This window comes from Pseudomonas fluorescens (assembly GCF_002022275.1).
Taxonomy (GTDB): domain Bacteria; phylum Pseudomonadota; class Gammaproteobacteria; order Pseudomonadales; family Pseudomonadaceae; genus Aquipseudomonas; species Aquipseudomonas fluorescens_AJ.
Genome location: NZ_MSDF01000064.1, coordinates 6,367 through 29,957, shown reverse-complemented (window position 1 = coordinate 29,957; position 23,591 = coordinate 6,367). Strand labels below are relative to the sequence as shown.

Annotated in this window: 18 protein-coding genes; 9 read left to right on the top strand and 9 right to left on the bottom strand. The window is 62.6% G+C overall.

Annotation, left to right across the window (positions count from 1 at the left end; all coding sequences use genetic code 11):
• Positions 1–32: 32 nt before the first annotated feature.
• The gene (locus BFW87_RS31235; protein ID WP_078743560.1) at positions 33–1,016 is read right to left on the bottom strand and encodes a fimbrial protein; all 984 of its coding nucleotides are present in this window, start codon (positions 1,014–1,016) and stop codon (positions 33–35) included.
• 23 nt (positions 1,017–1,039) lie between these two features.
• Positions 1,040–1,720, bottom strand: coding sequence for a fimbrial biogenesis chaperone (locus BFW87_RS31230; RefSeq protein WP_254865981.1), 681 nt, complete (start codon positions 1,718–1,720; stop codon positions 1,040–1,042).
• Positions 1,721–1,927: 207 nt separating this feature from the next.
• Here BFW87_RS31230 and BFW87_RS31225 point away from each other — a divergent pair, with 207 nt between their 5' ends.
• Positions 1,928–2,449 carry a chemotaxis protein CheY gene (locus BFW87_RS31225; protein WP_078743558.1) on the top strand — a complete coding sequence of 174 codons (522 nt, stop codon included), beginning with the start codon at positions 1,928–1,930 and terminating at the stop codon, positions 2,447–2,449.
• Between the two features lie 11 nt (positions 2,450–2,460).
• Here BFW87_RS31225 and BFW87_RS31220 read toward each other — a convergent pair whose 3' ends face one another.
• Positions 2,461–3,666: a DUF1835 domain-containing protein gene (locus BFW87_RS31220; protein WP_078743557.1), complete on the bottom strand. Its 1,206-nt coding sequence runs from the start codon at positions 3,664–3,666 to the stop codon at positions 2,461–2,463.
• A 175-nt stretch (positions 3,667–3,841) separates the two neighbouring features.
• Here BFW87_RS31220 and BFW87_RS31215 point away from each other — a divergent pair, with 175 nt between their 5' ends.
• Together BFW87_RS31215 and BFW87_RS31210 are read left to right on the top strand one after the other, a co-directional pair.
• Positions 3,842–4,525: an ABC transporter ATP-binding protein gene (locus tag BFW87_RS31215; protein ID WP_078743577.1), complete on the top strand. Its 684-nt coding sequence runs from the start codon at positions 3,842–3,844 to the stop codon at positions 4,523–4,525.
• Positions 4,522–5,313 carry an ABC transporter permease gene (locus BFW87_RS31210; protein WP_078743556.1) on the top strand — a complete coding sequence of 264 codons (792 nt, stop codon included), beginning with the start codon at positions 4,522–4,524 and terminating at the stop codon, positions 5,311–5,313. Before BFW87_RS31215 ends, BFW87_RS31210 begins: the two co-directional genes overlap by 4 nt.
• Before the next feature lie 135 nt (positions 5,314–5,448).
• Here the strand turns inward: BFW87_RS31210 and BFW87_RS31205 are convergent, their stop codons facing one another.
• From BFW87_RS31205 to BFW87_RS31195, 3 genes are read right to left on the bottom strand one after another with little or no spacing between them, the layout of a single operon-like run.
• Positions 5,449–6,501, bottom strand: a complete 1,053-nt coding sequence (locus BFW87_RS31205; protein ID WP_078743555.1) for an L-idonate 5-dehydrogenase — start codon at positions 6,499–6,501, stop codon at positions 5,449–5,451.
• Between the two features lie 14 nt (positions 6,502–6,515).
• Positions 6,516–7,289 carry a glucose 1-dehydrogenase gene (locus tag BFW87_RS31200; RefSeq protein ID WP_078743554.1) on the bottom strand — a complete coding sequence of 258 codons (774 nt, stop codon included), beginning with the start codon at positions 7,287–7,289 and terminating at the stop codon, positions 6,516–6,518.
• 20 nt (positions 7,290–7,309) lie between these two features.
• Complete coding sequence (locus tag BFW87_RS31195; protein ID WP_078743553.1) at positions 7,310–8,662, bottom strand: GntP family permease; 1,353 nt, start codon at positions 8,660–8,662, stop codon at positions 7,310–7,312.
• Between the two features lie 142 nt (positions 8,663–8,804).
• Here BFW87_RS31195 and BFW87_RS31190 point away from each other — a divergent pair, with 142 nt between their 5' ends.
• The 5 genes from BFW87_RS31190 (at position 8,805) to BFW87_RS31170 (ending at position 13,250) form a co-directional block, all read left to right on the top strand.
• Positions 8,805–9,677 carry a LysR family transcriptional regulator gene (locus BFW87_RS31190; RefSeq protein WP_078743552.1) on the top strand — a complete coding sequence of 291 codons (873 nt, stop codon included), beginning with the start codon at positions 8,805–8,807 and terminating at the stop codon, positions 9,675–9,677.
• A 105-nt stretch (positions 9,678–9,782) separates the two neighbouring features.
• On the top strand, positions 9,783–10,415 hold the full coding sequence (locus BFW87_RS31185; RefSeq protein WP_078743551.1) for a glutathione S-transferase family protein: 633 nt from the start codon (positions 9,783–9,785) through the stop codon (positions 10,413–10,415).
• Positions 10,416–10,433: 18 nt separating this feature from the next.
• On the top strand, positions 10,434–11,354 hold the full coding sequence (locus BFW87_RS31180; protein WP_078743550.1) for a LysR family transcriptional regulator: 921 nt from the start codon (positions 10,434–10,436) through the stop codon (positions 11,352–11,354).
• On the top strand, positions 11,354–12,238 hold the full coding sequence (locus BFW87_RS31175; RefSeq protein ID WP_078743549.1) for a LysR family transcriptional regulator: 885 nt from the start codon (positions 11,354–11,356) through the stop codon (positions 12,236–12,238). Before BFW87_RS31180 ends, BFW87_RS31175 begins: the two co-directional genes overlap by 1 nt.
• A gap of 79 nt (positions 12,239–12,317) precedes the next feature.
• Positions 12,318–13,250, top strand: coding sequence for a pyridoxamine 5'-phosphate oxidase family protein (locus tag BFW87_RS31170; RefSeq protein WP_078743548.1), 933 nt, complete (start codon positions 12,318–12,320; stop codon positions 13,248–13,250).
• A gap of 597 nt (positions 13,251–13,847) precedes the next feature.
• Here BFW87_RS31170 and adeC read toward each other — a convergent pair.
• Together adeC and BFW87_RS31160 are read right to left on the bottom strand one after the other, a co-directional pair.
• Positions 13,848–15,272, bottom strand: a complete 1,425-nt coding sequence (adeC, locus tag BFW87_RS31165) for an AdeC/AdeK/OprM family multidrug efflux complex outer membrane factor (RefSeq protein WP_078743576.1) — start codon at positions 15,270–15,272, stop codon at positions 13,848–13,850.
• Positions 15,272–16,066 carry a helix-turn-helix transcriptional regulator gene (locus BFW87_RS31160; RefSeq protein WP_078743547.1) on the bottom strand — a complete coding sequence of 265 codons (795 nt, stop codon included), beginning with the start codon at positions 16,064–16,066 and terminating at the stop codon, positions 15,272–15,274. Before BFW87_RS31160 ends, adeC begins: the two co-directional genes overlap by 1 nt.
• A gap of 506 nt (positions 16,067–16,572) precedes the next feature.
• Between BFW87_RS31160 and BFW87_RS31155 the strand changes: the two genes are divergently transcribed.
• A complete protein-coding gene (locus BFW87_RS31155) occupies positions 16,573–22,842 on the top strand; it encodes a non-ribosomal peptide synthetase (RefSeq protein WP_078743546.1) in 6,270 nt (2,089 codons plus the stop codon).
• A 60-nt stretch (positions 22,843–22,902) separates the two neighbouring features.
• On the opposite strand, the gene BFW87_RS31150 is transcribed toward BFW87_RS31155, so the two are convergent.
• The gene (locus BFW87_RS31150) at positions 22,903–23,211 is read right to left on the bottom strand and encodes a DUF6124 family protein (protein WP_078743545.1); all 309 of its coding nucleotides are present in this window, start codon (positions 23,209–23,211) and stop codon (positions 22,903–22,905) included.
• Positions 23,212–23,591: the final 380 nt, after the last annotated feature.

Sequence of the window (23,591 nt, the reverse complement as noted above, 5' to 3'; positions counted from 1 at the left end):
GCGGGTGGCATAAGACGATCCTTAAAAAACCTCTACTTGTAGTACATATCCACCACCACGGCGGCGTCGAATGCACCGGGTAAAGGCAGGGTTCGCCATTTCAGGTCGGCGCGAAATTCATCGTGGCTCTGACCCAGCCCCATCAGCTCCTGCAGCGTGAACCAGTTGTTGAACGGCAGTTGCTTGTCGCTCTCGGCGCGGGACAGCGAAATGCCTACAGAATTATTGTTGGCCGGCACCAGCAACCCGTCGATCAGGCTGCCGCCGCCCGGCGTGGTCGCAAAGCGTGCGCTGACGGTGTAGGGCGTGTCGCAGCCCTTGCGCAGGTTCAAACTGAAATTCGCCGTGCTGGCAACCTCACCGATCGACGCCTTGCGCGAGGGTGTGGGGAAAATCACCGTGCTGGGGCTGATGGTCAGTTCGGGTGTGCACGGCACGAAGCGGATCTCGTTCATGCCGGTGACCACGTAGTTGAAGTTGCTGTTGGGCCGTGAGTTAAGCCCGCGCACGCCGTCCAGCTGGAACACGCGGTACGAAGTCAACTGACTGGCCTGGCCGCTGGGCGGTGTGGGGTCGTACTTTTCGATGAATACGCTGAAGTTGAGGGTGAACCGGGCCTTGTCCCAGCCCACACAGCTGGACGCGGTGCAGCCACGGTCGGAAAAGAACCCGGTGCCGACCTTGCCGGTGCTTTGGGTGATCGGCATGTTGTTATAGCGGATGCCCACGCGAATACCCTTGCCAATGCTGACGCCCGCCGGGTTGACGTAGAAGTACACTTCTTCGCGGCCGTGAAAGTAGTCGTCCTTGCAAATCACGTTTGTGGAGCGTGGGCCCGACTCCCAGATGATGGAGCCGTTGGGCGCATCGGCGGCGACTGCCAGCGCGGTACCCAGCGCCTCGGAGGTGATGATCGAATCGGTGCCATCCTCGCGGCAGGCCAGTGCATAGCTGGTGCCGGGCAGGGCGACGCAGCCCCACAGCAGCAGGGGTAGAAAACGTTTGGTGAGTGTCATAGGTGCAAGTACCCCGCGAGCTATCACTTGAGTGCCGCGCTGTGGCGGGCCTGCAAGCCGATGTCAGTGATTTCGGTGAAGTGGAGGGTGGTGCCGGTTGGCAGCGTGCCGGGCGCGCTCAGGGTTTTGCTTTCCCGTGGCTTGAGCAGCAGGTAGTCGCTGAGCACTTGGGTGTCGGTGTGCAGGTCCACCAGCGACAGGTGGAACACGCTGGGGTTGCGCACGGTGAGCGTCTGCCCGTCGCTGCTCCAGACCAGTTGCTGCACTGCCTCGGCCGAGCCTCCGGTCAGTTGCGGCGGGCGATAGAACAGCTTCAGGCGTTGGCGTATCGCAAACTGCACAGCATTGGGATCGTCCGGCTTGCGCGGGATTTCCATGATGTTCAGCCACAACAGCGACTCGCGATCGGCCGGCAAACCTTCGCCAGCGTACAGAATCCGCAGTGGGTGATGCTCCTCTGCGCCGAGTTGCACCAGCGGCTCGGTCGCCGCAAATGGCACGCTGCGGCTGGCCGAGTCGTCTTCGCCGGTGATCCAGGTTTGCACCACCACGTCTTGTGACCCCTGGTTGACCACGCCAATCGTGGCCGCCTTGTCCTGGCCAAAATAGATCAGGCGCGTGCCTTCGATTTTCAGCGCCGCACGGGCGTGCGGCGCGAGGGCGAGCATCAAGCCGGCGAGCAGCAGCATTCTGAACAGTGACATCAACACAGGGCAATTCCAGGGGTACGTTGGGCGACGCAAACCATGGTAGGGGGCGGGGAGCGCCAAGGCTTTCAGGCGATTCTTAAAAGTCGGAGGGTGCCCCCGCTTACCGTTTCAGAATCGCCTTAAAGTCATCGTCGGCGCCTGACCGTTACCGTGTTCACCGTTGAATGATCGACGTTGATGCCCAACTGTCAGGTTTACCCTATGTCCAATAAAGCGTTACGCCTTCTGATTGCCGATGCGGATTTCCTGCAACGACTCAAGATCGAGAAAATGCTCAACCAGCTGGGCTATCACCGCATTGCCCCCCTCAGCTCATTTGACGAATTGATGGGGCTGACGCGGTCGGTGGGCGTGGCGTTCGACCTGTTGATCATCAACACGGCGCTGGTGCGTTCCAGCCAGGTCAACCTGCTGAAGTACTGCCATGACAACCCGCTGATTCGCCACACACTGATCTATGACGGCCAGTGCGCATTGAGTTCGGTGGTGTCGGTCTCGGTGAGCCAGACCCTGCATTTGTCACTTTCGCAATCGCCCGACTTCAACTCGTTGCGCCGTTGCATGGAGATTGTCGACCCCGCGCACAGCCTGCCGACCGTCGAACGCCCTGTGTTACGTGCGGTTGACGGCGGCAGCGTACCGCCGTCCATTAGCCCGCGAGCAAAATGCGAGGGTGACCCGGCGGTGGTGGCGTGCGCGATCGGGCTGGTGCCCAAGCGCTGAACCGGCGTCGGTCAATCTCGCCTTACGGGTCGGTTGCTGTCGCCTATTGCCCAATGGGGCTGGCGGGGTTTCAGGCAAACGCCGCCGACCCAGCGCTCGTGACTGGCGTGATCGAGCCAGTAAGCGTCTGCGTTCAGTACCGCGTGCCCTAACGGCGTCAACGCCAACTCACGTCTGGGCCAATCGCGGTCAATACCGCTTTCGGTCAATAAAGGCTGCTCGCCATCGATCAAGGGGCGCAGCAACGCGTGGAACATCATGTCCCCCAGAAACGGCAACGGCTCGCGCTTGGCCATCAACTCGGCGAACACTCGGCCGAAGGGCACCGGCCCGGCTTCGGCGATATAGGTCAGGGCCAGGCGCTCGGTCAGCGACACGCCGTCCTTGATGCCTGGTAACTCCTGCAACTGACGCCTCAGCGCGGGCGCGAGAAAGGGCAGGGCAGGGTGCGTGCCGTGAGCCAGTTCCGCCAGCTTGACGGGCGAGCTGGCGCAATAGGCGCTCCATGCCTGCTTCGCCAACTGCACAGCCTCGTCATTAATCAAGCGCCGCTGCGGCCAAAGCCACGCCAGCACGTCGGGCGCCAACTGGCCGATGCCGATAAAACGCTCGACGCCTGGAATACGGTCCACCTCAATCAGCTCAAGCTTTTTAGGCGCCCGTTCAAGCCCCGATAGCGCGCGAATCAGGAACAACTGGTCATAGGCATCCGCCTCGCACCACAACACGCTGTGTTCGGAGTCGGCCAGTGCTTCAAGCTGATCGTATTCATCGGCGAGCCGCTGCGTCGCGTCGGCTGGGTTCAAGGCAAACGCCTGGCTGATGAACGCGCTGCGCATCGCCCGATAATCTGCCGTGGGCACCTCACGCACCGGGCCCATGCAAAGAGGGTCGGTGAGCATCCGGAATTGCCCCTTGAACCCGGCCAACTGCAGGCTGTGGGCAATGTCATTGCCACAACGCCAATGGGTGGTGCGCGCCTCATCGCTGGCGTGGAAGTCGGGGTGTCGGGCGGCAAAGTCGAGTGCGTCGACATGCGCCTTGAGCTTGGACCAACTGCTGAAACCCAACTGCTTGGCGATCTCCCATTGCGCCTGGGACAGGGTCGCGTTCGGGGCCTGGATTTTCAGGCGCGGCAACCATTCCTTGGCGCGCTTGCGCTGCTGCTCAAGGTTCAGCCGGCCATTGGTGTTGGAGGGTAATGGGCGTTGCGACATACGATCTCCTTGTACACACCTTGTCCGCTTTAAGGGTGGGAGTCGTAGAAATGGGAGAATTCAGTCAAGATCCTGGGCGCAGCCCTTTCCGCGGAAGGTGGCGTAGAAAGCGCCAGGCACGAAATATAGGCAGTGGGGTTGTTGATTGCAAGCCGATAAACCGAGTACCGAGTTCATGACTGAAACGCCGTTAATCGAGACCCAGGGCCTCACGCGCAACGACGAGCGCCGAGAGGTGCTCTTACTCCGGCCGACGAATTTCACCCTCCACCGTGCCGACCGCGTGTCGATCACCGGCTCCTCCGGCTCCGGCAAAAGCGTGTTCCTGCGGGCGCTGGCCTTGCTCGACGCGCCGACCTCGGGGCAAGTCCTGTGGAATAACCAGCCGATAGCCAACGCACAGATTCCCGATTACCGCAGCCACATCAGCTACCTGTCGCAACGCCCGGCCTTGCTCGAAGGCACGGTGGAAGACAACCTGCGGTTTCCGTTCAGCCTCAAGACGCTCCGCGCGCGCAGTTTCGATTTGCAGGCCGTCACCACGCTGCTGGGGCATGCCGGTAAATCCCCGGATTTTCTCGGGAAAAACGCCGGTGATCTGTCGGGCGGTGAATCCCAGGTGGTTTCGCTGATTCGCACCCTGCAATTGAATCCCGAAGTGCTGCTGCTGGACGAACCCACCGCCGCCCTCGATCCCGCGTCTTCTCGCGACGTTGAAGCACTCATCGACGCCTGGTTTGCCGCAGATAAAGCCCGCGCGTATATCTGGGTGTCCCACGACCTGGACCAGGCGCAGCGCATGAGTGACATCCACTTGCACATGGATGCCGGGGTATTGAGCGGAGCGGCCCAGCCATGAACTATCAAAACCTCACGGCGCTGGACATGGGCATCGCCGCCTCGCTGATCCTGATCAATGGCGCGCTGTCGCTGCTGCTGCGCCTGGGCCTGGAGCGCCAGTTGCTGTGGGCGGCAGTGCGTACGGTGGTGCAGTTACTGGCGATCGGTTACCTGCTCGGCTGGGTGTTTGAATTCGCTTATTGGTATGTGGTGCTGCCGTTGATGTGCGCGATGACCTTGATCGCCGGCATCTCGGCAGCCGGGCGCGGGCGGCGTACGTACAAGGGGCAGCGCGTCGACAGCATTCTGTCGGTGTGGGGCAGTTCATGGTTGGTGACGGCGGTCGGCTTGTTTGCGGTGATCCGCATTCATCCGTGGTATGAGCCGCAGTACGCGATTCCGATTCTTGGGATGATCCTCGGGAATACCCTGACGGGCGTGTCGTTGGGCATTGAACGCATGACCCAGGAGCTGACCTCGGGCCGCAACACCATCGAGATGATTTTGGCTTTGGGCGGTTCCCGATGGGAAGCCGCGCAGGAAGCGATTCGCCAAGCGGTGCGCGCCGGGATGATCCCGACGCTGAACCAGATGACCGTGGTCGGCATCGTCAGCCTGCCCGGCATGATGACCGGCCAGGTACTGGCAGGGGAGAGCCCGGTGGACGCGGTGCGCTATCAGATCGTGATCATGTTTTTGATCGCCGCGTCGTCGGCGCTGGGCACGGTGGGGGCGGTGTTGCTCACCTACCGGCGATTGTTTTCGGCGAGCCACCGGTTTTTGCGCGATCGGCTGGAAGAGCGCTGACCCCCTCAAGAACACTGCAGATCAAATGTGGGAGCTGGCTTGCCTGCGATGACAGTGGCTCAGGCGACATCTGTATCGACAGTGCCGCCGCCATCGCAGGCAAGCCAGCTCCCACACTCGGTCAGCGAACAGATGTTAAGTCTGGTCCGGCACGCCGAAATCCAGCACCACTTTCATCGCCTGCGTTTTATCCGCCGCCAATTCAAACGCCTGCACCGCATCCCCAAACGGCACGGTATGAGAAATCACCGGCCGCACATCAATAACCCGCCGGTTAAGCAAATCCACCGCCTGCGCAAACTCCGAATGAAACCGGAAGGTACCGCGCAAATCGATCTCACGGCTCACCAGCAAGTTCAGCGGCAGCGATACATCGCCGCCCAAACCTACCGTCACCAATACGCCGCGCGGGGCGATGCATTCCAGCCCGTTGCGCAGGGCCTGGGCGCTGCCGGACACTTCGAACATCACATCAAAGTAGCCTTTCTCGGCGGTGTAGCGCTTGAGCGCGTCGGCCCCGTCGGCAATGTTATGAGTGCGCGTGGCGCCCATTTTTTCGGCGCAGGCGAGGGCGCTGGCAGACAAGTCCACCGCGACAATTTCACCCGCTCCGGCGGCGCGCAGGCTGCCGATCAGCAGGTTGCCGATCGGGCCGCAGCCGGTCACCAAAACGCGTTTGCCGAACACGGCACCCGCGCGCTGGATCGCGTGCAAACCCACCGACAACGGTTCGGCCAATGCACCTTCGGCGAGGCTGACGGTGTCGGCCAGCCGATGGGCCTGATGCGTCTCGATCACCAGACTCTGGCGAAACGCACCCTGAATGTGCGGAAAGGGCATCGCACTGCCGTAAAAACGCATGTTCAGGCAGTGATTCGGCAAACCCTGATGGCAATACCGGCAACCCCCGCACGGGCGCGACGGCGACACCGCAATGCGCTGGCCCACCTTGAACAACCCGGCCTCACTGCCCACGGCATCGATCACCGCCGACACTTCATGGCCGAGCACCATCGGCTCGCGCAGGCGCACGGTGCCGAAACCGCCGTGCTGGTAGTAATGCAAGTCCGAGCCGCAGATGCCACCGCGGGCGATGCGTACGCGCAGTTGGTCGGGGGCGAGGGTTTGCGGCTCATCCTGGGGGTCGACCCGCAGGTCTTTCGAGGCGTGGCAGACAATGGCGTGCATAAGGTTCTCCAGAGTTACAGCGACGCGGTGATGCCACCGTCGACGTACAGAATATGACCGTTAACGAAACTGGCCGCATCACTGGCCAGAAACACCGCTGCGCCCGCCAGTTCCTCTACATCGCCCCAGCGTCGGCTCGGGGTGCGCTGCACCAGCCAGTCGCTGAATTCAGGGTTGGCCACCAGGTTCGCATTGAGTTCAGTCTTGAAATAGCCAGGGCCGATGCCGTTGACTGTCAGCCCGTGCGGGCCCCAGTCGATGGCCATGCCCTTGGTGAGCATCTTCAGCGCGCCCTTGCTCGCGGCATACGGCGCGATGCCTGGGCGACCCAACTCACTTTGCACCGAGCAGATATTGATGATGCGCCCACGCTTGCGCGGGATCATCGCCCGCGCCACGGCCTGGCCGACCAGAAACGCGCTGTCGAGGTTGGTGCTGATCAATTCTCGCCAGTGCTGCTCGCTGTAGTCTTCCAGTGGGCCACGGCGCTGCATGCCGGCGTTGTTGACGAGGATGTCCAGCGCGCCAATGCGTTCTTCGATATCGGCCACGGCGGCCTGAATCGCCGCACTGTCGGTCACGTCGAACGCCTGGGTGTGCACCTGCAAACCTTCCGCTGCCAGCAGCGCCGCCGCGTCACGCAAGGTGCTGCGGTTGCGCCCGTTGAGCACCACCCGCGCACCGGCCTGGGCCAGCCCGCGGGCAATCGCCAGGCCAATACCGGCGCTGGAACCGGTGACCAGCGCGAGCCGGCCATCAAGGCGGAAGTTGTCTAAAACGCTTTTCATGGGTTATCTCTCCTAACGCTTCACACCACTAACGACAGCAGCATGATGAACCCCAGGGCGGCGAAGGAGAGCACGGTCTCCATCAGCGTCCAGGTCTTGAAAGTTTCGACGACGGTCATGTTGAAATACTGCTTCACCAGCCAGAACCCGGCGTCGTTGACATGCGACAGCACCAGGGACCCTGCGCCTGTGGCCAACACCAGCAGCTCACGGTTCACCCCGGGCATCAGGCCGATCACCGGCGCGACAATCCCGGCGCCGGTGATGGTCGCCACGGTGGCTGAACCGGTCGCCACCCGAATCACGGCTGCCACCAGCCACGCGAGCAGGATCGGCGAAATCTCGGCACGCACCGCCATGTGCCCGATCACATCACCGACGCCGCTGGCCACCAGCATTTGCTTGAAACCACCGCCAGCGCCGACGATCAGCACAATCGCGGCCGTCGGCGCGAGGCTTGAATCCAGCAGCTTGCTCAACTGCTCCCGCGAAAACCCCCGCGCCGCCCCAAAGGTATAGAACGCCAGCAACAAGGCCGCGAGCAGGGCGGTGATCGGGTGGCCGATAAAGTCCATCCACACGCGGAACGTGCTGTCGGCGGCGAAAGCCACATCGGCGAAGGTCTTGAGCAACATCAACACCACTGGCAGCAGGATGGTGATGACCGTGATGCCAAAGCCCGGCAGGTTCTCGCCGGAAGATTCCTTGGCCAATTGCTCCATCAATTCATCCGAGGCTTTGCCGGGCACGTAGCGTGAAATCAGGTTGCCAAACAAGGGGCCGGCGATCACGGCCGTCGGCAGGCCAACAATCAACCCGTAGAAAATGGTTTTGCCGATGTCCGCGCCAAAAATACCAATCGCGAGCAGCGGCCCGGGATGTGGCGGCACCAGCCCGTGGACGACCGACAACCCGGCGAGCAGCGGCATGCCGACCTTGATCAGCGACAGCCCGGTACGCCGCGCCACGATGAATACCAGCGGAATCAGCAGCACAAAGCCGATTTCAAAAAACAGCGGAATCCCCACCAGAAACGCAGAAAACATCATTGCCCAGTGCACACGCTGTTTGCCGAAGGCGCGAATCAGCGTGCGCGCAATCTGGTCAGCGCCGCCGGAATCGGCCATCAATTTGCCGAGCATGGTGCCCAGGCCGAGGATGATGCCGACAAACCCGAGCACGCCGCCAAAGCCGTCCTGAAACGACTTCATCACCTTGTCCACCGGCATGCCGGACGTCAGGCCGAGAAAGCCTGCGGCCACGGTCAGCGCGACAAACGGGTGGACTTTGAGGTGGGTGATCAACAATATCAATCCGATAATCGTGACCAGTGCATCCAGCAGCAGATAAGTGTCATTAGCCATGCCGAGCATGGTGCCTCCTTGTTCTCATTGTTATAGGCCAAGCCCTGTCATATCGTGTATGACGGGGTGTTACTTCACCGCAGGCGCGGGTCAGCGTCCAATTTTCATTTGTGATCGGGTGATCAATGTTCGTGATAACCGGAAGGGTTTAATGGAACTCAAACACTTGCGTGCCTTTGTGGTGTTGGCTCAAGAGCTGCATTTCGGTCGTGCGGCCGTGCAGTTATCCATCGTGCAGCCGGCGCTGAGCATGCAGATAAAATTGCTCGAAAGCGGTTTGGGTGTACGCCTGCTCGACCGCAACCGCCACTCGGTCACGCTGACCGACGCAGGCCGCGCCTTCCTGCCCGAAGCCCAGGCCACCTTGCACCAGGCGGCCCGCGCAGCCGATGCGGCGCGGGCGTCCAACCGAGGGGAAATTGGCCGCGTGCGCCTGGGTTTTGTGTCCTCGGTGCTGCCGCAGCTCTTGCCGCAACTGATTCGCGCCGTGCACCAGCGCTACCCGCGCATCGAGCTGGAACTCAAAGACATGCCCGGCCCCGATCAAGCGGCGGCGTTGAAAAACGGCTTGCTGGATTTCGGCCTGATGCGCCTGCCCGCCGCTCACCCCGGCGTGCAGACCCGCGCCGTGCTGCGTGAAAGTTTTTGCGTGGCCTTGCCGATGGATCATCCCCTGGCGGCCCGGCAAACCATCCAGCCCGCCGACTTGCTGGACGTGCCGGTGTACATCCTGGCGCGGCGTTACGCGCCGGGGTTTTATGATGAGTTTATTCAGGCCGTGGGCATCACGCTGGACATCGCTTCGGAACTCGGCGAGTTCACCACCATGCTCGCACTGGTCTCCGCCGGGCTGGGCGTCGGCGTGTTGCCGCTGCAGGCAGCGCGGGCGTTACCGGCCAATTGTGTCTCGCGCCACCTTGAGTTGGGGGCGTTTGAGGCCACGACGGGCCTGGCCTGGACCGAGTTGGACAGCGCCGTGAAGACCACGCTGTACAACTTGATCGTCGAATTGTTTGGCGAGTGATTGTTTCGTGAAGTGAAATGCTGGATTGTGATTTCTGGTGATTCCATCGATCAGGGCAGCGGTGGAACATGCATGGCGTCGATAACTTCACTTTTGGAGCCTTTCATGTCCCAGCCTGCGATCAAACTCTACGGTTTTCCCCTGTCCGGTCACTCCCACCGGGTCGAACTGATGCTGTCTCTGCTGGGTTTGCCCAGTGAATTCATTCTGGTCGACCTGAAACAAGGCGCCCAAAAGGCCCCGGCATTCACGTCTACCATCAACCCGTTCGGCCAAGTGCCCGCGATTGACGACAACGGCACCGTGCTGGCGGACTCCAACGCGATTCTGGTCTACCTCGCCAACACCTATGGCAAAGGCCAGTGGCTGCCGAGCGATCCAGCCGGGCAAGCCCGGGTGCAACGCTGGTTGTCGGCGGCTGCGGGGCAACTGCACGCCGGGCCGGCTGCTGCGCGACTGGCCCTGGTGTTTGGTGCCGAGGTCGATACCGTCACCGCCATCAGCCGCTCCCACGCACTGCTTCAATTGGTGGAGCAACAGTTGAGCCACAGCCGTTTCCTCGCCAGCGAGCAACCCAGCATCGCCGATGTAGCCTTCTATACCTACGTGGCCCATGCGCCGGAAGGTAATGTGTCGCTGGCCGACTACCCTCATGTACGCGCCTGGCTGGCGAGCATCGAAGCACTGCCGGGCTTTGTCGGCATGCCGCGCACGGCGGTGGGCCTGCAATCAGAGTAACCATCAAAAGGGGCGCCGATGGACCGATTCCATGAAATGCAGGTGTTTCTGGCGGTGGCCGAGGAGGAAGGTTTCGCCGCCGCCGCGCGCCGCCTGAACACCTCGCCGCCGAGCGTGACCCGGGCCATCGCCGCCATGGAACAACGCATCGGCACCCAACTACTGGCGCGCACCACGCGCAGCCTGCACCTGACCGAAGCCGGCCAGCGTTACCTGGAAGATTGCCGGCGCATCCTCGCTGAACTGGACGAGGCGGAGGAAGCGGCGGCGGGCAGTTATTCAATTCCGTGCGGGCATCTGACGGTGACCGCGCCGGTGCTGTTTGGCGAGCTGTATGTGGCGCCGGTGCTGGGTGATTACCTTGACCGGTTTCCCTTGGTGACGATCAACGCCTTGCTGGTGGACCGGGTGGTCAACCTGACTGACGAAGGCGTCGACGTGGCCGTGCGCATCGGCCACCTGCAGGAGCCGGGGCAGCAGGCGATCAAGGTGGGCGAGGTGCGCCGGGTGGTCTGCGCCTCGCCGGCCTATCTCGATCAGCAGGGGCGGCCTGAACATCCTTCGCAGTTGCGGGAGGCAAAGATTGTCACTTCCTCGTCCAGCTCACTGGTGAGTGAGTGGGCATTTGTTGAAGGCAGTCAGCTGCTGACAGTGCCTATCGAACCGCGTCTGGTGGTTACGGCAAACAACGCGGCGATCAACCTCGCCCGGCTGGGCTGGGGCATGACTCGGGTGTTGTCTTATCAGGTCGCCGCTGCAGTGGCGGCGGGCGAGCTGGAAATTGTGCTCGAAGCCTTCGAGCCCGCGCCGTTGCCGATTCAGGTGGTGTTGCAAAAAAGCAGCCGCATCCCGGCCAAGGTCAACACCTTCGTGGACTTCCTCACCCACCGCCTGGGCCAGGACGCCGCCCTGAACCCGGCCATGAAGCGGCGCGGCTGATGGAGCGATATCGCGACATGCAGCTGTTCGCCGCACTGGCCGAACAGCCAAGCCTGGCGTCGGCGGCCCGCAGTGTCGAGGTGTCGGGCCCGACCGTGGTGCGCGCCATCGCTCGCCTGGAAGCGCGCCTGCGGGTGCGGTTGCTGCACCGCAGTACACGCGGCGTGAGTCTGACCGAAGCCGGCAGCGCCTACATGGCCGACTGCGTGCGCCTGTTGGCCGCCGTGGACGCTGCCGAAGCCTCGGCCAAAGGCTTGCACGTACAGGCCCGGGGCAACGTGCGGGTGTTTCTGCCGTTCCTGTTCAGCCGCTATGTGATGGCGCCGATATTGGCCGGTTACATGGACCGCTATCCGGATGTGAACCTCGTGGCGCACTACCACGACTATTACCCGAACCTGCACGAAGAGGGCCTCGACGTGGCGATTCTTGTCGGTGAATTGCCCAACTCTTCGTTGATCGCCCGAACCGTCGGGCAGGTGCGGCATATTCTCTGTGCCAACCCTGAATACCTCGCCGCCCATGGCGAGCCTTACCACCCGGATGACCTCAAGCGCCATCGCCTGATCGCCAGCGCCGACCAGGTCTACTGGGATTTTCAGGGCTGCCAGCTCAAAGCACGCGCACGCTTGAACTGCACCACGGTGCAGGGCGCAATCAATGCGGCGGTGCACGGTGCCGGTCTGATTCGTTGCCAGAGCTACGCGGTTCACGAGCATCTGCTCAGCGGCCAACTGGTGCGCATCCTGCCAGGTTTTGAGTTACCCGCCTTGGCGGTGCAGGTGGTCTATCGCGAAGGCCGCAACGCGCCACTGCGTGTGCGCAGCTTTGTCGACCACTGTGTGACCGCGCTGCGCGAGCATCCGGCATTTCAGTTGGCGTAATAGTGGATTGCATCGGGTGGGTATTCTCACCCTTGCGTGCAGGGCGCAGCATCAACACACCCCACTTGAGGTGATCGCCATGAACTCCATCGAACAGTCCCCTTGGCACGCCGGCGAACGGCAGTTGCAGGAAAGCGCAGGCGCGGCCGAACGCATGGCCGTGGTCGGGCTCAAGGTCATTCGTGATCATTTGCCGGAGCAGCATCGCGACTTTTACCCGCTGTTGCCCTACCTGATGCTGGGTGTGGTGGACGAGCAGGGCATTCCCTGGGCAACCCTGATCGAAGGCGCGCCAGGGTTTGCGCACTCGCCGGATCCGCAGACGTTGCAAGTCGACAGCCTGCCCTCCAGAAGCGACCCCGCCTATGCCGCGATGGCTGAGGGGGCGTCGGTCGGCGTGCTCGGCATCGACCTCAATACCCGTCGCCGCAACCGCATGAACGGGCGGATTGGCGCGCTGGATCACGACGGGTTTTCGGTGGACGTGGTGCATACCTACGGCAACTGCCCCAAGTACATCCAACTGCGGCCGGTGGCTGCAATCGCACGCAAACCCGGCACCGCCGTTGAGCGTTTGGCGGGCCTGGACGAGGCGGCAAGCACGATGATTCGCAACGCCGACACCTTCTTCGTCGCCAGCTATGTCGACGTGGACGGTCAGCGTTCGGTGGACGTATCCCATCGCGGCGGCAATACCGGCTTTGTGCGGGTCGAGGGCAATGTGCTGACCATTCCCGACTTCGCCGGCAACCTGTTCTTCAACACCTTGGGCAATTTGCAGGTCAACCCGGTGGCGGGGTTGTTGTTTATCGATTTTGAGTCGGGGGATGTGCTGCAGCTTTCCGGGCGTACCTCATTGATTCTCGACGGCCCTGAAGTGGCCCGATTCGAAGGCGCACAACGGCTCTGGACGGTAACCGTGGACCACGTCGTACGCCGCCCGGCGGCACTCGCCTTGCGCTGGCAGTTCGCCGAGTTTTCGCCCCATAGCCTGGCGATGGGGCATTGGTAGCGGCTTTGTTATGGCAACCACCTGACTGTGGCGAGCGGGCTTGTTGTGGCGAGCGGGCTTGCCCGCGTTGGGGCTCGAAGCGGCCCTGAAACCAGGCGATGCCGTACATCAGCAAGAGCGCGGCGCTCCTGATGGGACTGCTACGCAGTCCAACGCGGGCAAGCCCGCTCGCCACAACAAACGGCCGGCAGAGATTTTTCAAACACCACAAATCCCCTGTGGGAGCTGGCTTGCCTGCGATAGCGGTAGCCCAGGCGACATCTATTCTGGCAATGCCGCCGCCATCGCAGGCAAGCCAGCGCCCACCTTTGATCTTCATTGCAGGTGAGAGAGTGCCCGACGGGACGGCCCTGTCAGTGAAGATTTTTCAAACACTGCAAATCCTCTGTGGGAGCTGGCTTGCCTGCGATAGCGGTGGGTCAGGCGGCATCTAATCTGGCAATGCCGCCGCCATCGCAGGCAAGCCAGCTCCCACCTTTGATCTTCATTGCAGGTGAGAGAGTACCCGGCGGGATGGCCCTGTCAGTGGAGTTTTTCAACCACCACAGATCCCCTGTGGGAGCTGGCTTGCCTGCGATAGCGGTAGCCCAGGCGACATCAACGCCGCGCCGTCACCACCGGCGCATCCGCCCACGCCCCACCCAACGCGGTGTACAAATTCACCTCGGCGATCAACTGCGCCAGCCGATCCACGATCAGTGCCTGCTGCGAGCTGAACAGAGAACGTTGCGCATCAAGAAACGTCAGGTTGCTGTCCACGCCGCTGCGGTAGCGATGTTGCGCGAGGTCGTAATAGGTCTGGTTGGCCGCCACAAAGTCGCGCTGCGCATCCAGTTGGTCGTTGAAGGTCTGCCGCGCAGCAAGGCCGTCGGCGACCTCCTGGAAGGCGGTCTGGATTGATTTCTCGTACTGGGCCACGGTGATGTCTTTTTGCAGCGTGGCGTAGTCGAGGCTGGCGCGCAGGCTGCCGGCGTTGAAGATCGGCAGGTTGATCTGCGGCTGAAAGGTCCAGGTGCCCGAGCCGCCCTTGAACAGCCCTGACAGCTCCGTGCTGGTGCTGCCGGCGTTGGCCGTGAGGGTGACCGATGGAAAGAACGCCGCACGCGCAGCGCCGATGTTCGCGTTGGCGGCTTGCAGCTGGTATTCGGCCTGGAGAATATCCGGGCGCCGTTGCAGCAAATCTGACGGCAAACCTGCCGGTACCCGTGCCACCAGGTCATCGGCCAAGGGGCGCGCGGGCAGGTTTTCATTGACTGGCGCGCCGACGAGCAAGGCCAGGTTGTTGAGGTCCTGGGCGACCTGGCGCTCATACCGGGCCACGCTGGCGCGGGTGCTTTCGACGGCTGTGCGGGCTTGTACCACGTCGAGTGCCGAAGCCTTGCCCGCGCTTTTGCTGCGGCTGGTCAACTGCCAGCTGTGGTCGTTGGCCACGAGGGTTTGTTGGGCCAACGCCAGCAGCTCCTGGTCGGCGCGCCAGGTCAGGTAAGCATTGGCGACGTTGGCCACCAGGCTCAATTGCGCGCTGCGCCGCGCCTCTTCGGTGCCCAGATAGCTGAGCATCGCCTGTTCGCTGAGGCTGCGCACACGGCCGAAAAAATCCAGCTCGTAGGCGCTCAGCCCCAGGGTGGCGGAGTAGTTCGAAGTGATCGCCGACTTGCCGGTACCGGTTACGTCGCCAGGTATTTTCTGGCGCTTGCCCAGGCCGGTGGCGGAGATGGCCGGGAACAGATCCGCACGCTGAATACGGTACTGCGCCTGGAAGGCTTCCACGTTCAGCGCCGCTACCCGCAAGTCGCGGTTATTGACCAACGCATGGCCGATCAACTGCTGCAAGGCCGGGTCGTGGAACAGCAACTGCCAGTCCGGTTTGACCGCCACTGTTCCGGCCTGCGCCTGACGGTAGACGCCGTTTTGCGGGAACTGCGCCGGCACCGGCGCCGCGGGGCGCTGGTAGTCCGGGATCAACGAACAACCGCCCAGCATCCATGCCAAGCCAGCGGTGGTGAGTATCCGTGTGTTCATCAGGCGCCAACCATCCATTTGGCCAAACCATGTCGGCCACTCACGCCCAGTTTGGCGGCGGCGCGTTTGAGGTAGGTTTCGATCGAGCTGTTTTTCACGCTGAGTTTTTCCGCCATTTGCGGCACGGTGCCGCCGGTCAACAGCCCGAGGCAGACCTCCTGCTCGCGCGCCGATAACGTGATGTCACTCAGCGACAGACGCTTGTAGAACTCGCGCTGCAACTGCGACTGTTCCAGCAGGTTGTGGACCGGCTCGGCCGCGGTGTGCGGCGCCTGGCGCAGGATCTGCGCATGGCGCTCCATCAATGGCAGCAGGGTGTCCGACAGGCACTTGAGAAACGACAATTCGGCCAGGGAAAAGCCACGCTGTGTAGGCGGGCGATAAAACGAAATGACACAACGGCGGTTGCCTTGGCGCGACACCAAGTTGCACTGGTGCGAGGTGCCGTGGGGGTGTGCGCTGTTGGTTTTGGCCTTCATCTGGATCAGCAGCGGGTCCTGCATGCGCAGCATCTCGCGCAGCAGCGGGTGATCGTTAAGCGCGTGCAGGGTTTGCGGCGCTGACAAGTCCTTTTTCAGCCCGGCGCTGCCCAGCAGCTTGATGTCGCGCACGCTGTCATGCAGTTCATCGAGGGTCCACTCACTGAGGTCCACCAGATGAATCGGCACCCACTTGTCCACCAGGTGCAGCATGTTGGCGGCGAAGTGTTCCTGGCCACTGTTTGAAATCAGCTCACCCATTTCGGCGTAGAAGTGCGGGCTGTGTGTGTCGGTAATGGTGCGGGTCAGACTCATAGCCATCTCATCCTTGATGTCGAAAACCGTCGACGCGCTCCCTGGGTCTGTGTGGGGCGGGCCGTACTCCTTGAATGTAGCTCCCGTTAAGCGAAGCTCGGCGATCGAGATTTCATTTAGCCATAGCGATTTATCCTACGTATGTAGCGGAAACGAGGGACACACGCTGCCATAAAAACCACGTCATTAATTCGACGTTTCTGACGGGGTATTCCGCCTACGAAACGCCATCAACTAATTTTATAGTTAATTAACCAATTGATATTTAACAATAAAAACTGCCCTACAAGATTTTAATGCCGCCTCGACATCGCCCAGATATAGCCAATTTCCTACAGCCCTTTAATCGTTTCAGCAACGAAGCATCAGCCAACCCCCTTTTTACCCGTGCGAATGTCCGGGTTTCGGGTGACAGACAGCCCCCGACCCCCATGCTCAAATCCGCCAATTTCGGCGTAATGGGCCTCCCCGCGCGGGCAGTGCCTGACCCCCATGAGAAGGATCTTATGAAGCATCTCTTAAGCCTGCCGGCCAGCTTCCCCCTCACTGCCGCCCAACAGGACATCTGGCTCGATCAACTGCGCGTGAGCGATTCGCCGCTCTACAACATTGGCGGTTATGTCGATTTTGCCGGTCCCATCGTGCCCGGTTTGATCCAGCGTGCCGTCGACCTGCTAGTGGCCAAACACGATGCGTTGCGCATCCAGCTGCACTGCGATGCACAGGGCTTGCCCCGCCAAACCTTAGCGCCAACGCTGGCGGCGCAGGTGGCGCTGCACGATTTTTCCAGGCTGCCCGACCCGCAAGCCGCCACCCAGGCGCTGATGCAAGCGCAAATGGCGCGGCCCTACGCCATGACGGGCGAGCCGCTGTTTCGCTTTTTTCTGGTCAAGCTCGACGACGACCATTACCGCCTTGGCACCCAGGCCCATCACCTGATCCTCGACGGCTGGGGCTTTGGCCAAATGCTGCAATCCCTGGCACGCCTGTACACCGCCCTCGAAAACGGCCAGAAGCCGGAGCCGTCCGCGCCGTCCTATATCGACTTTGTCGACGCCGATCAGCGCTACCACCAATCCCCTCGTTATGCCCGCGACCGCGCCTATTGGCTGGACAAGTACCAGGTGCTGCCCGAACCACTGTTGACGCCACGGCATAACGCCCAGGCGCCGAGCAACAGCCTCAGGGAACCGTTTCCGGTGGCGCTGCTCAACCGCATGGAGCAAGTTGCCAATCGGTATCAGGCCTCGGCGTTTCATGTGCTATTGGCCGCGATGTATGTGTATTTCACCCGCACGCACCAGCGCGCCGAGTGGGTGGTGGGGCTGCCGATTCTCAACCGTTCCAACGCGCAATTTCGCTCCACCGTGGGGTTGTTCACCCAAGTCAGCGCCGTGCGTTTTCAGTTCGATGAATCATTGCCGTTCAGTGCCGTGGTGCGCGGTGTGCGTGATCAGCTCAAGCAGGATTTTCGCCACCAGCGCTTCCCTCTGAGCGAGATGAACCGCGAGCTGGGCCTGCGGCGTACCGATCGTGGCCAGTTGTTCGATTTGTCGGTGTCTTTCGAGCAGGACGACCATGACCTGCGTTACGGCAGCGTGCAGGCGCGCGCGATCAAAGTCTCCAACCATCACGAGCCACTGCCGATTGCCATCCACCTGCGCAGCAACCGCTACCAGGACACCGCGACCCTGCACTGCGTGTACAACGAGGCCTATTTTCGCCACGACGAAGTGCAGGCGCTGGCGCAGCGGTTCACCTGGCTGCTGGAACAGGGGTTGGAAAACACCGCATTGACGGTGGCTGAGTTTTCCCTGGTGACGCCTGCCGAGCAGGTGCTGTTGCAACAGTGGAATGCCACCCAACAGCCCATGAATGAGCCGCAAACCCTGCACACGCGTATCGAAGCCCAGGCCATGCGTACGCCGCAGGCCATCGCGGCGGTGTACCAGGGCCAGTCGCTCACTTACGCCAGGCTTGATCAGCAGGCGAACGCATTGGCTCATCAACTGGTGGCGCTTGGCGTACAACCCGATGACCGCGTGGTGATCCTCGCCCGGCGTAGCCTGGACACAGTGGTGGGGCTGCTCGCGATTCTCAAGTCCGGCGCCTGCTACGTGCCCGTCGACCCGGCGCACCCCGCCGAGCGCCTGAATTACCTGCTGCAAGACAGTGCCCCGGTGGCCGTGCTGACCCAACAGGATTTGCTGCATCGGCTGCCCGCATCCGCCGTGCCCGTGCTGTTCCTGGACACTGCGGGTGTGCACCGCGGCGACAGCCCGCCAGTCAGCGTCAAGCCGTCGAACCTCGCCTATGTGATCTACACCTCCGGCTCCACGGGATTGCCCAAGGGCGTGATGGTGGAGCACCACACCGTGTCGAACCTGGTGGACTGGCACTGCCGTGCCTTCCACCTGCACGCCGGCAGCCACACCGCCAGTGTCGCCGGGTTCGGCTTTGATGCAATGGCCTGGGAAGTCTGGCCGGCACTGTGTGTGGGCGCGACACTGCATTTGCCCCCTGCACAGGATGACGCGCAGGACATCGACGCGCTGCTGGACTGGTGGCGCGCGCAGCCGCTGGACGTGTGCTTCCTGCCCACCCCGGTCGCCGAGTACGCCTTCAGCCAGCGTCTGGAACACCCGACCCTGCGCACCCTGCTGATCGGCGGCGACCGTCTGCGCGCGCTCAACCGCGCGCAGACCTTCGATGTGATCAACAACTACGGCCCCACCGAAGCCACGGTGGTCGCCACGTCCGGGCGTGTCGACGTGGGCCAGCCGTTGCATATCGGCGCGCCCATCGCCAATGCCTGCGTGTACCTGCTCGACGAGAAACAACGCCCGGTGCCTATCGGCGCGGCGGGGGAACTCTACGTCGGCGGCAAGGGCGTGGCGCGCGGTTACCTGAACCGCCCGGAATTGAGTGCCGAGCGTTTCCTTGACGACCCCTTCACCCCTGGCCGCATGTACCGCACCGGCGACCTTGCGCGGTGGCTGCCCGACGGCAACCTGGAGTACCTGGGCCGCAATGACGATCAGGTGAAAATCCGCGGCGTACGTATCGAGTTGGGTGAAATCGAAGCCGCGCTGGCGCTGCATCCGGCGGTCAAGGAAGCGGTGGTGCACTACCGCGACGGGCAGTTGCTCGCGTGGTTTATCGAGCATCACCCCATCGAAATCGAAGCGCTGCGTGCCCATCTGCAAGCGACCCTGGCGGACTACATGCTGCCCGCCGCGTACGTGAAGCTGGCGGTTTTCCCGTTGACCGCCAATGGCAAACTCGACCGCAAGGCCCTGCCTGCGCCGACCCAGGCCGCGTTTGTCACGCGGGTGTTCGAGGCCCCGCGCGACGGTGTGGAAACCACCCTGGCGCAGCTCTGGGCCGAGTTGTTGCAGGTGGAGCAGATTGGCCGGCATGACCATTTCTTCGAACTGGGCGGGCATTCGTTGCTGGCCGTGCAACTGGTGCAATGCATGCGTCAGGCCGGTTTGCGCGCCGATGTGCAAGTGCTGTTCAGCCAGCCGACGCTGGCGGCGTTGGCGGCGGCCAGTACCGGCGATGAAGCCGCGGTCGCGGCCAACCGCGTCGAGGCGGGGTGCAGGCATATCACCCCGGACATGCTCGTGCTGGCCGAGCTTGATCAAGCCAGCCTGGACCGCATCATCGCCGGCATCCCCGGCGGTGCGGCCAACGTGCAGGAAATCTACCCGCTGGCGCCGTTGCAGGAAGGCTTGCTCTATCACCACATTACCGACGAGCACGACCCGTACCAGCAACACGCGATGTTCAGCTTTGCCCGGCGCGAGCAACTCGATGCGTTTGCCCAGGCCTTGCAGCAGGTGATCAACCGCCACGACATCCTGCGTACCAGCCTGGCGTGGGATGCCCTTGAACAACCGATGCAGGTGGTGTGGCGCCAGGCCCATTTGCCTGTGGCGCCCCTGTGCGAACCCGCACAACCGCTGGACTTGCGCCAGGCCCCGCTGATGGCGCTCGATTACGCCGAGGAACCGCAGAACCAGCGCTGGGTAGCCCGGTTGCGCTTTCATCACTTGGTCAATGACGCCACCTCGACCACCGTACTGGTGGATGAAATTCGCGCCCATTTGCTCGGCCAGCAGGCGCAACTGCCCGCGCCGGTGCCTTATCGCAACGTGGTCGCGCAAACCCGTTCACCGGGGCACCAGGCTGCGCACGAGGCCTTCTTTCGCGAACGCCTGGCGGATGTCGACGAACCCACCCTGGCGTTCGGCTTTCAGGAGCGCCAGGCGGACAGGGCTGAAATCGAAGCGTTTGAGCAGCCGCTGAGCGATGCGCTCAACCTGCGCCTGCGCGAACAGGCGCGTGGCCTTGGGGTGAGTGCCGCCAGCCTGTTCCATTTGGCGTGGGCCCAGGTGCTCAGCCGTGTTGCCGGCCGCGAAGACGTGGTGTTCGGCACCGTGTTGCTGGGCCGCTTGCAAGCGGGCGAGGGCGCTGACCGCGCCTTGGGCATGTTCATCAACACCTTGCCGCTGCGGGTGCGCCTGGCCGGGCAAAGTGTGGTCGACGCGGTGCATCAGACCCACGCCCAGTTGAGTGCCTTGCTTGTGCATGAACAGGCATCGCTGGCGCTGGCCCAGCGTTGCAGCGGCGTGTCGCCGCTGTTCAACAGCCTGCTCAACTACCGCCATACCAGCGCTGACAAGGAGCTGAACCTGGTGCCCGGCATCGCCTTGCTCAGTAGCGAAGACATCCTCAGCTACCCGCTGATGCTCACGGTGGACGACATTGCCAGCGGCTTTTGCCTCAAGGCCAAGGCCCCGCGCAGAGTGGGTGCCGAACGCCTGCTCGGGTATCTGCACACCGCGCTGCACGGCTTGGTGCACGCCCTTGAACATGCGCCGAAAACACCTCTGCGCGAGATTTCCGTGCTGCCTTCCAGCACGTTGCATCAGTTGCTGGTCGACTTCAATGCCACCGCAACCGATTACCCCGCAGCCCTCACCGTGCAAGGGCTGTTTGAAGCCCATGCGCGGCATATTCCCCATACCATCGCGGTGCAGGCCGGAGAGCTGAAGCTGACTTACCGCGAGCTCAACGAGCGCGCCAACCGCCTGGCCTACCACCTGCGTGAGTGCGGCGTGCAGCCGGATTCTCGGGTGGCGTTGTGTGTCGAACGCGGGCTGGACCTGGTGGTGGGGCTGTTGGCGATTCTCAAGGCTGGCGGTGCCTATGTGCCGCTGGACCCGGGCTACCCGCGCGAGCGCCTGGCCTACATGCTCAGCGACAGCCAGCCCGTGGCGTTGCTGGTACACGCGGCCACCCGCGACTTGCCGGGTGACGTTGCCATGACGGTGATCGATCTCGACCAGTGCACCTGGAGCCAGGCGCCGAGTGGCAACCCGTTGGTGCCGGGTTTGAGCGTCGCCAACCTCGCTTACGTGATGTACACCTCGGGTTCCACCGGTACGCCCAAAGGCGTGATGATTGAGCATCGCGGCCTGGGCAACCTCATGCACTGGGGTTCGCAACTGTGCCCGAACGCCGAGGGCGGCGCATTGCTGCAACGCGCGCCGTTCAGCTTTGACGGCTCGGTGTGGGAGCTGTTCTGGCCGCTGACCAATGGCATGCGCCTGGTGCTGGCGCGCCCGGATGGCCATCGCGAGCCGGCGTATCTGGCGCAGGTGATTCGCGAGCAGAGCATCACCGTGATCAAGTTTGTACCGGCCATGCTCCAGCAGTTTCTGGAACTGGAAGAATCGGCACTGTGCACCAGCCTCACCGACGTGCTGTGCGGCGGCGGCGAACTCACCGAAGCCATTGCCCGTGGCGTACAGGCGCGGCTTCCTAACGTGCGTTTGCATAACGTGTATGGGCCCACCGAAGCCACCGTCGACAGCAGTGCCTGGACGCTGGAGCCGGGCGCGCCAGTGCCTGCGCTGCAATTGCCGATCGGGCGGGCGATCAACAACACCCGCCTGTATGTGCTGGACGAGCACGACGCGCCCGTGCCCCTGGGCGTCAGCGGGCAACTGCACATCGGCGGGGTCGGGGTTGCGCGGGGTTATCTGGGGTTGGCGCAGATGACCGCCGAGCGCTTTATTGACAGCCCGTTTGTGGCGGGCGACCGGCTGTATCGCACCGGGGATCTGGTGCGTTACCTGCCCGATGGCAACCTGGAGTTCCTGGGGCGCAATGACTTTCAGGTCAAACTGCGCGGCGTGCGCCTGGAACTGGGCGAAATCGAATCGCGCCTGGCCGCGCACCCCGCATTGCGCGAAGTGGCGGTGTTGATTCGCGACGAGCGTTTGGTCGCGTACTTCACCCTGCGCGGGCAGGCGCCGAGCCTCGACGCACTGCGCAACCATGTGCTGGAGCAGTTGCCGGAATACATGGTGCCGGCGGCCTTTGTGCAACTGGAGGCGTTGCCGCTCAACCCGGCCGGCAAACTGGACCGCAAGGCCCTGCCGGAACCGGGGCTGGACGCGGTGGTGAGCCGGGCGTATGAAGCGCCGGTCGGTGAGATTGAAACCTTGATGGCCGGCGTCTGGGCCGAGGTCTTGAAGCTGGAGCGGGTAGGGCGTCAGGACCACTTCTTCGAGCTGGGCGGGCATTCCCTGCTGGCGGTGAATCTGGTGGCGCGCCTGCGCAAGGCCGGGCTGGAGGTGGATGCACGTACCCTGTTCAGTCACCCGACACTGGCGCAACTGGCGGCCAGGACGGCGACTCAGGTGCAGCGCGTGGAGGTTGCGCAGACGGCCATTCCGCAGCTCAATCGTCGGCGCCGGATCTAGGGGGCGGCACAGGTTTACGGTGGGGGCCGGGTTTGCCGGCGCCCACATTTTTTAGCGCGTTCAGGCAGCGGTTTGGGTGGGTTTCAGGCATTCGATGGAGCGGTCTATGGTGGTTTTGGCGATTTCCAGTAGGTGCCACACGGCGAGGATTTTTGCTTGTTCGGGGGGTGGCAGGCGTTCGCTGCAGTCCAGTGCTGTGGCGGAGGCGCTGTTGAGGAGGCTGGCGGTGTAGAGCAGGGCATCTTCGAAGCTGAGGTCTTCGTTGATGCTGTGGAAGCCTTGGGTGGGCAGGTAGTGGTCGATGGCGCGGTTGAAGGCGGCGCGGTCTTTGGTTGGGTCGATAGGGGGATCGGGGACGACTTTATTCATGGTGTAACTCCACATGATTGGAGCTGACACCCGTCGCGACTAAGCGAATGGGTGGCGGCTGTACGCAGGTTAGTCGACCGGCCATATGGCAAACCGGCGCGCCCGAAGGCGCCCATACGCACAGCCACCATGAAGCTTCATGGAACCATGCGCCATATGAAATCCGGGCGACTAAACCCGATCACTGATGAGCAGTGACGGACCGCAGACTAGCCATCGGTTTCAGCAGGCACAAGGCGGCAGGGATTGTCTAGGAAACGTCCTGCAATTAAAAGGGACGGGGCTTGCTGGCCCTTTACAAGCCGTGACCAAGTGCCACCACGGGGGGGGTGTACATATCCGTTGTCTCGGTAACGGCGGCTTATGGTTCCGCTCTTACA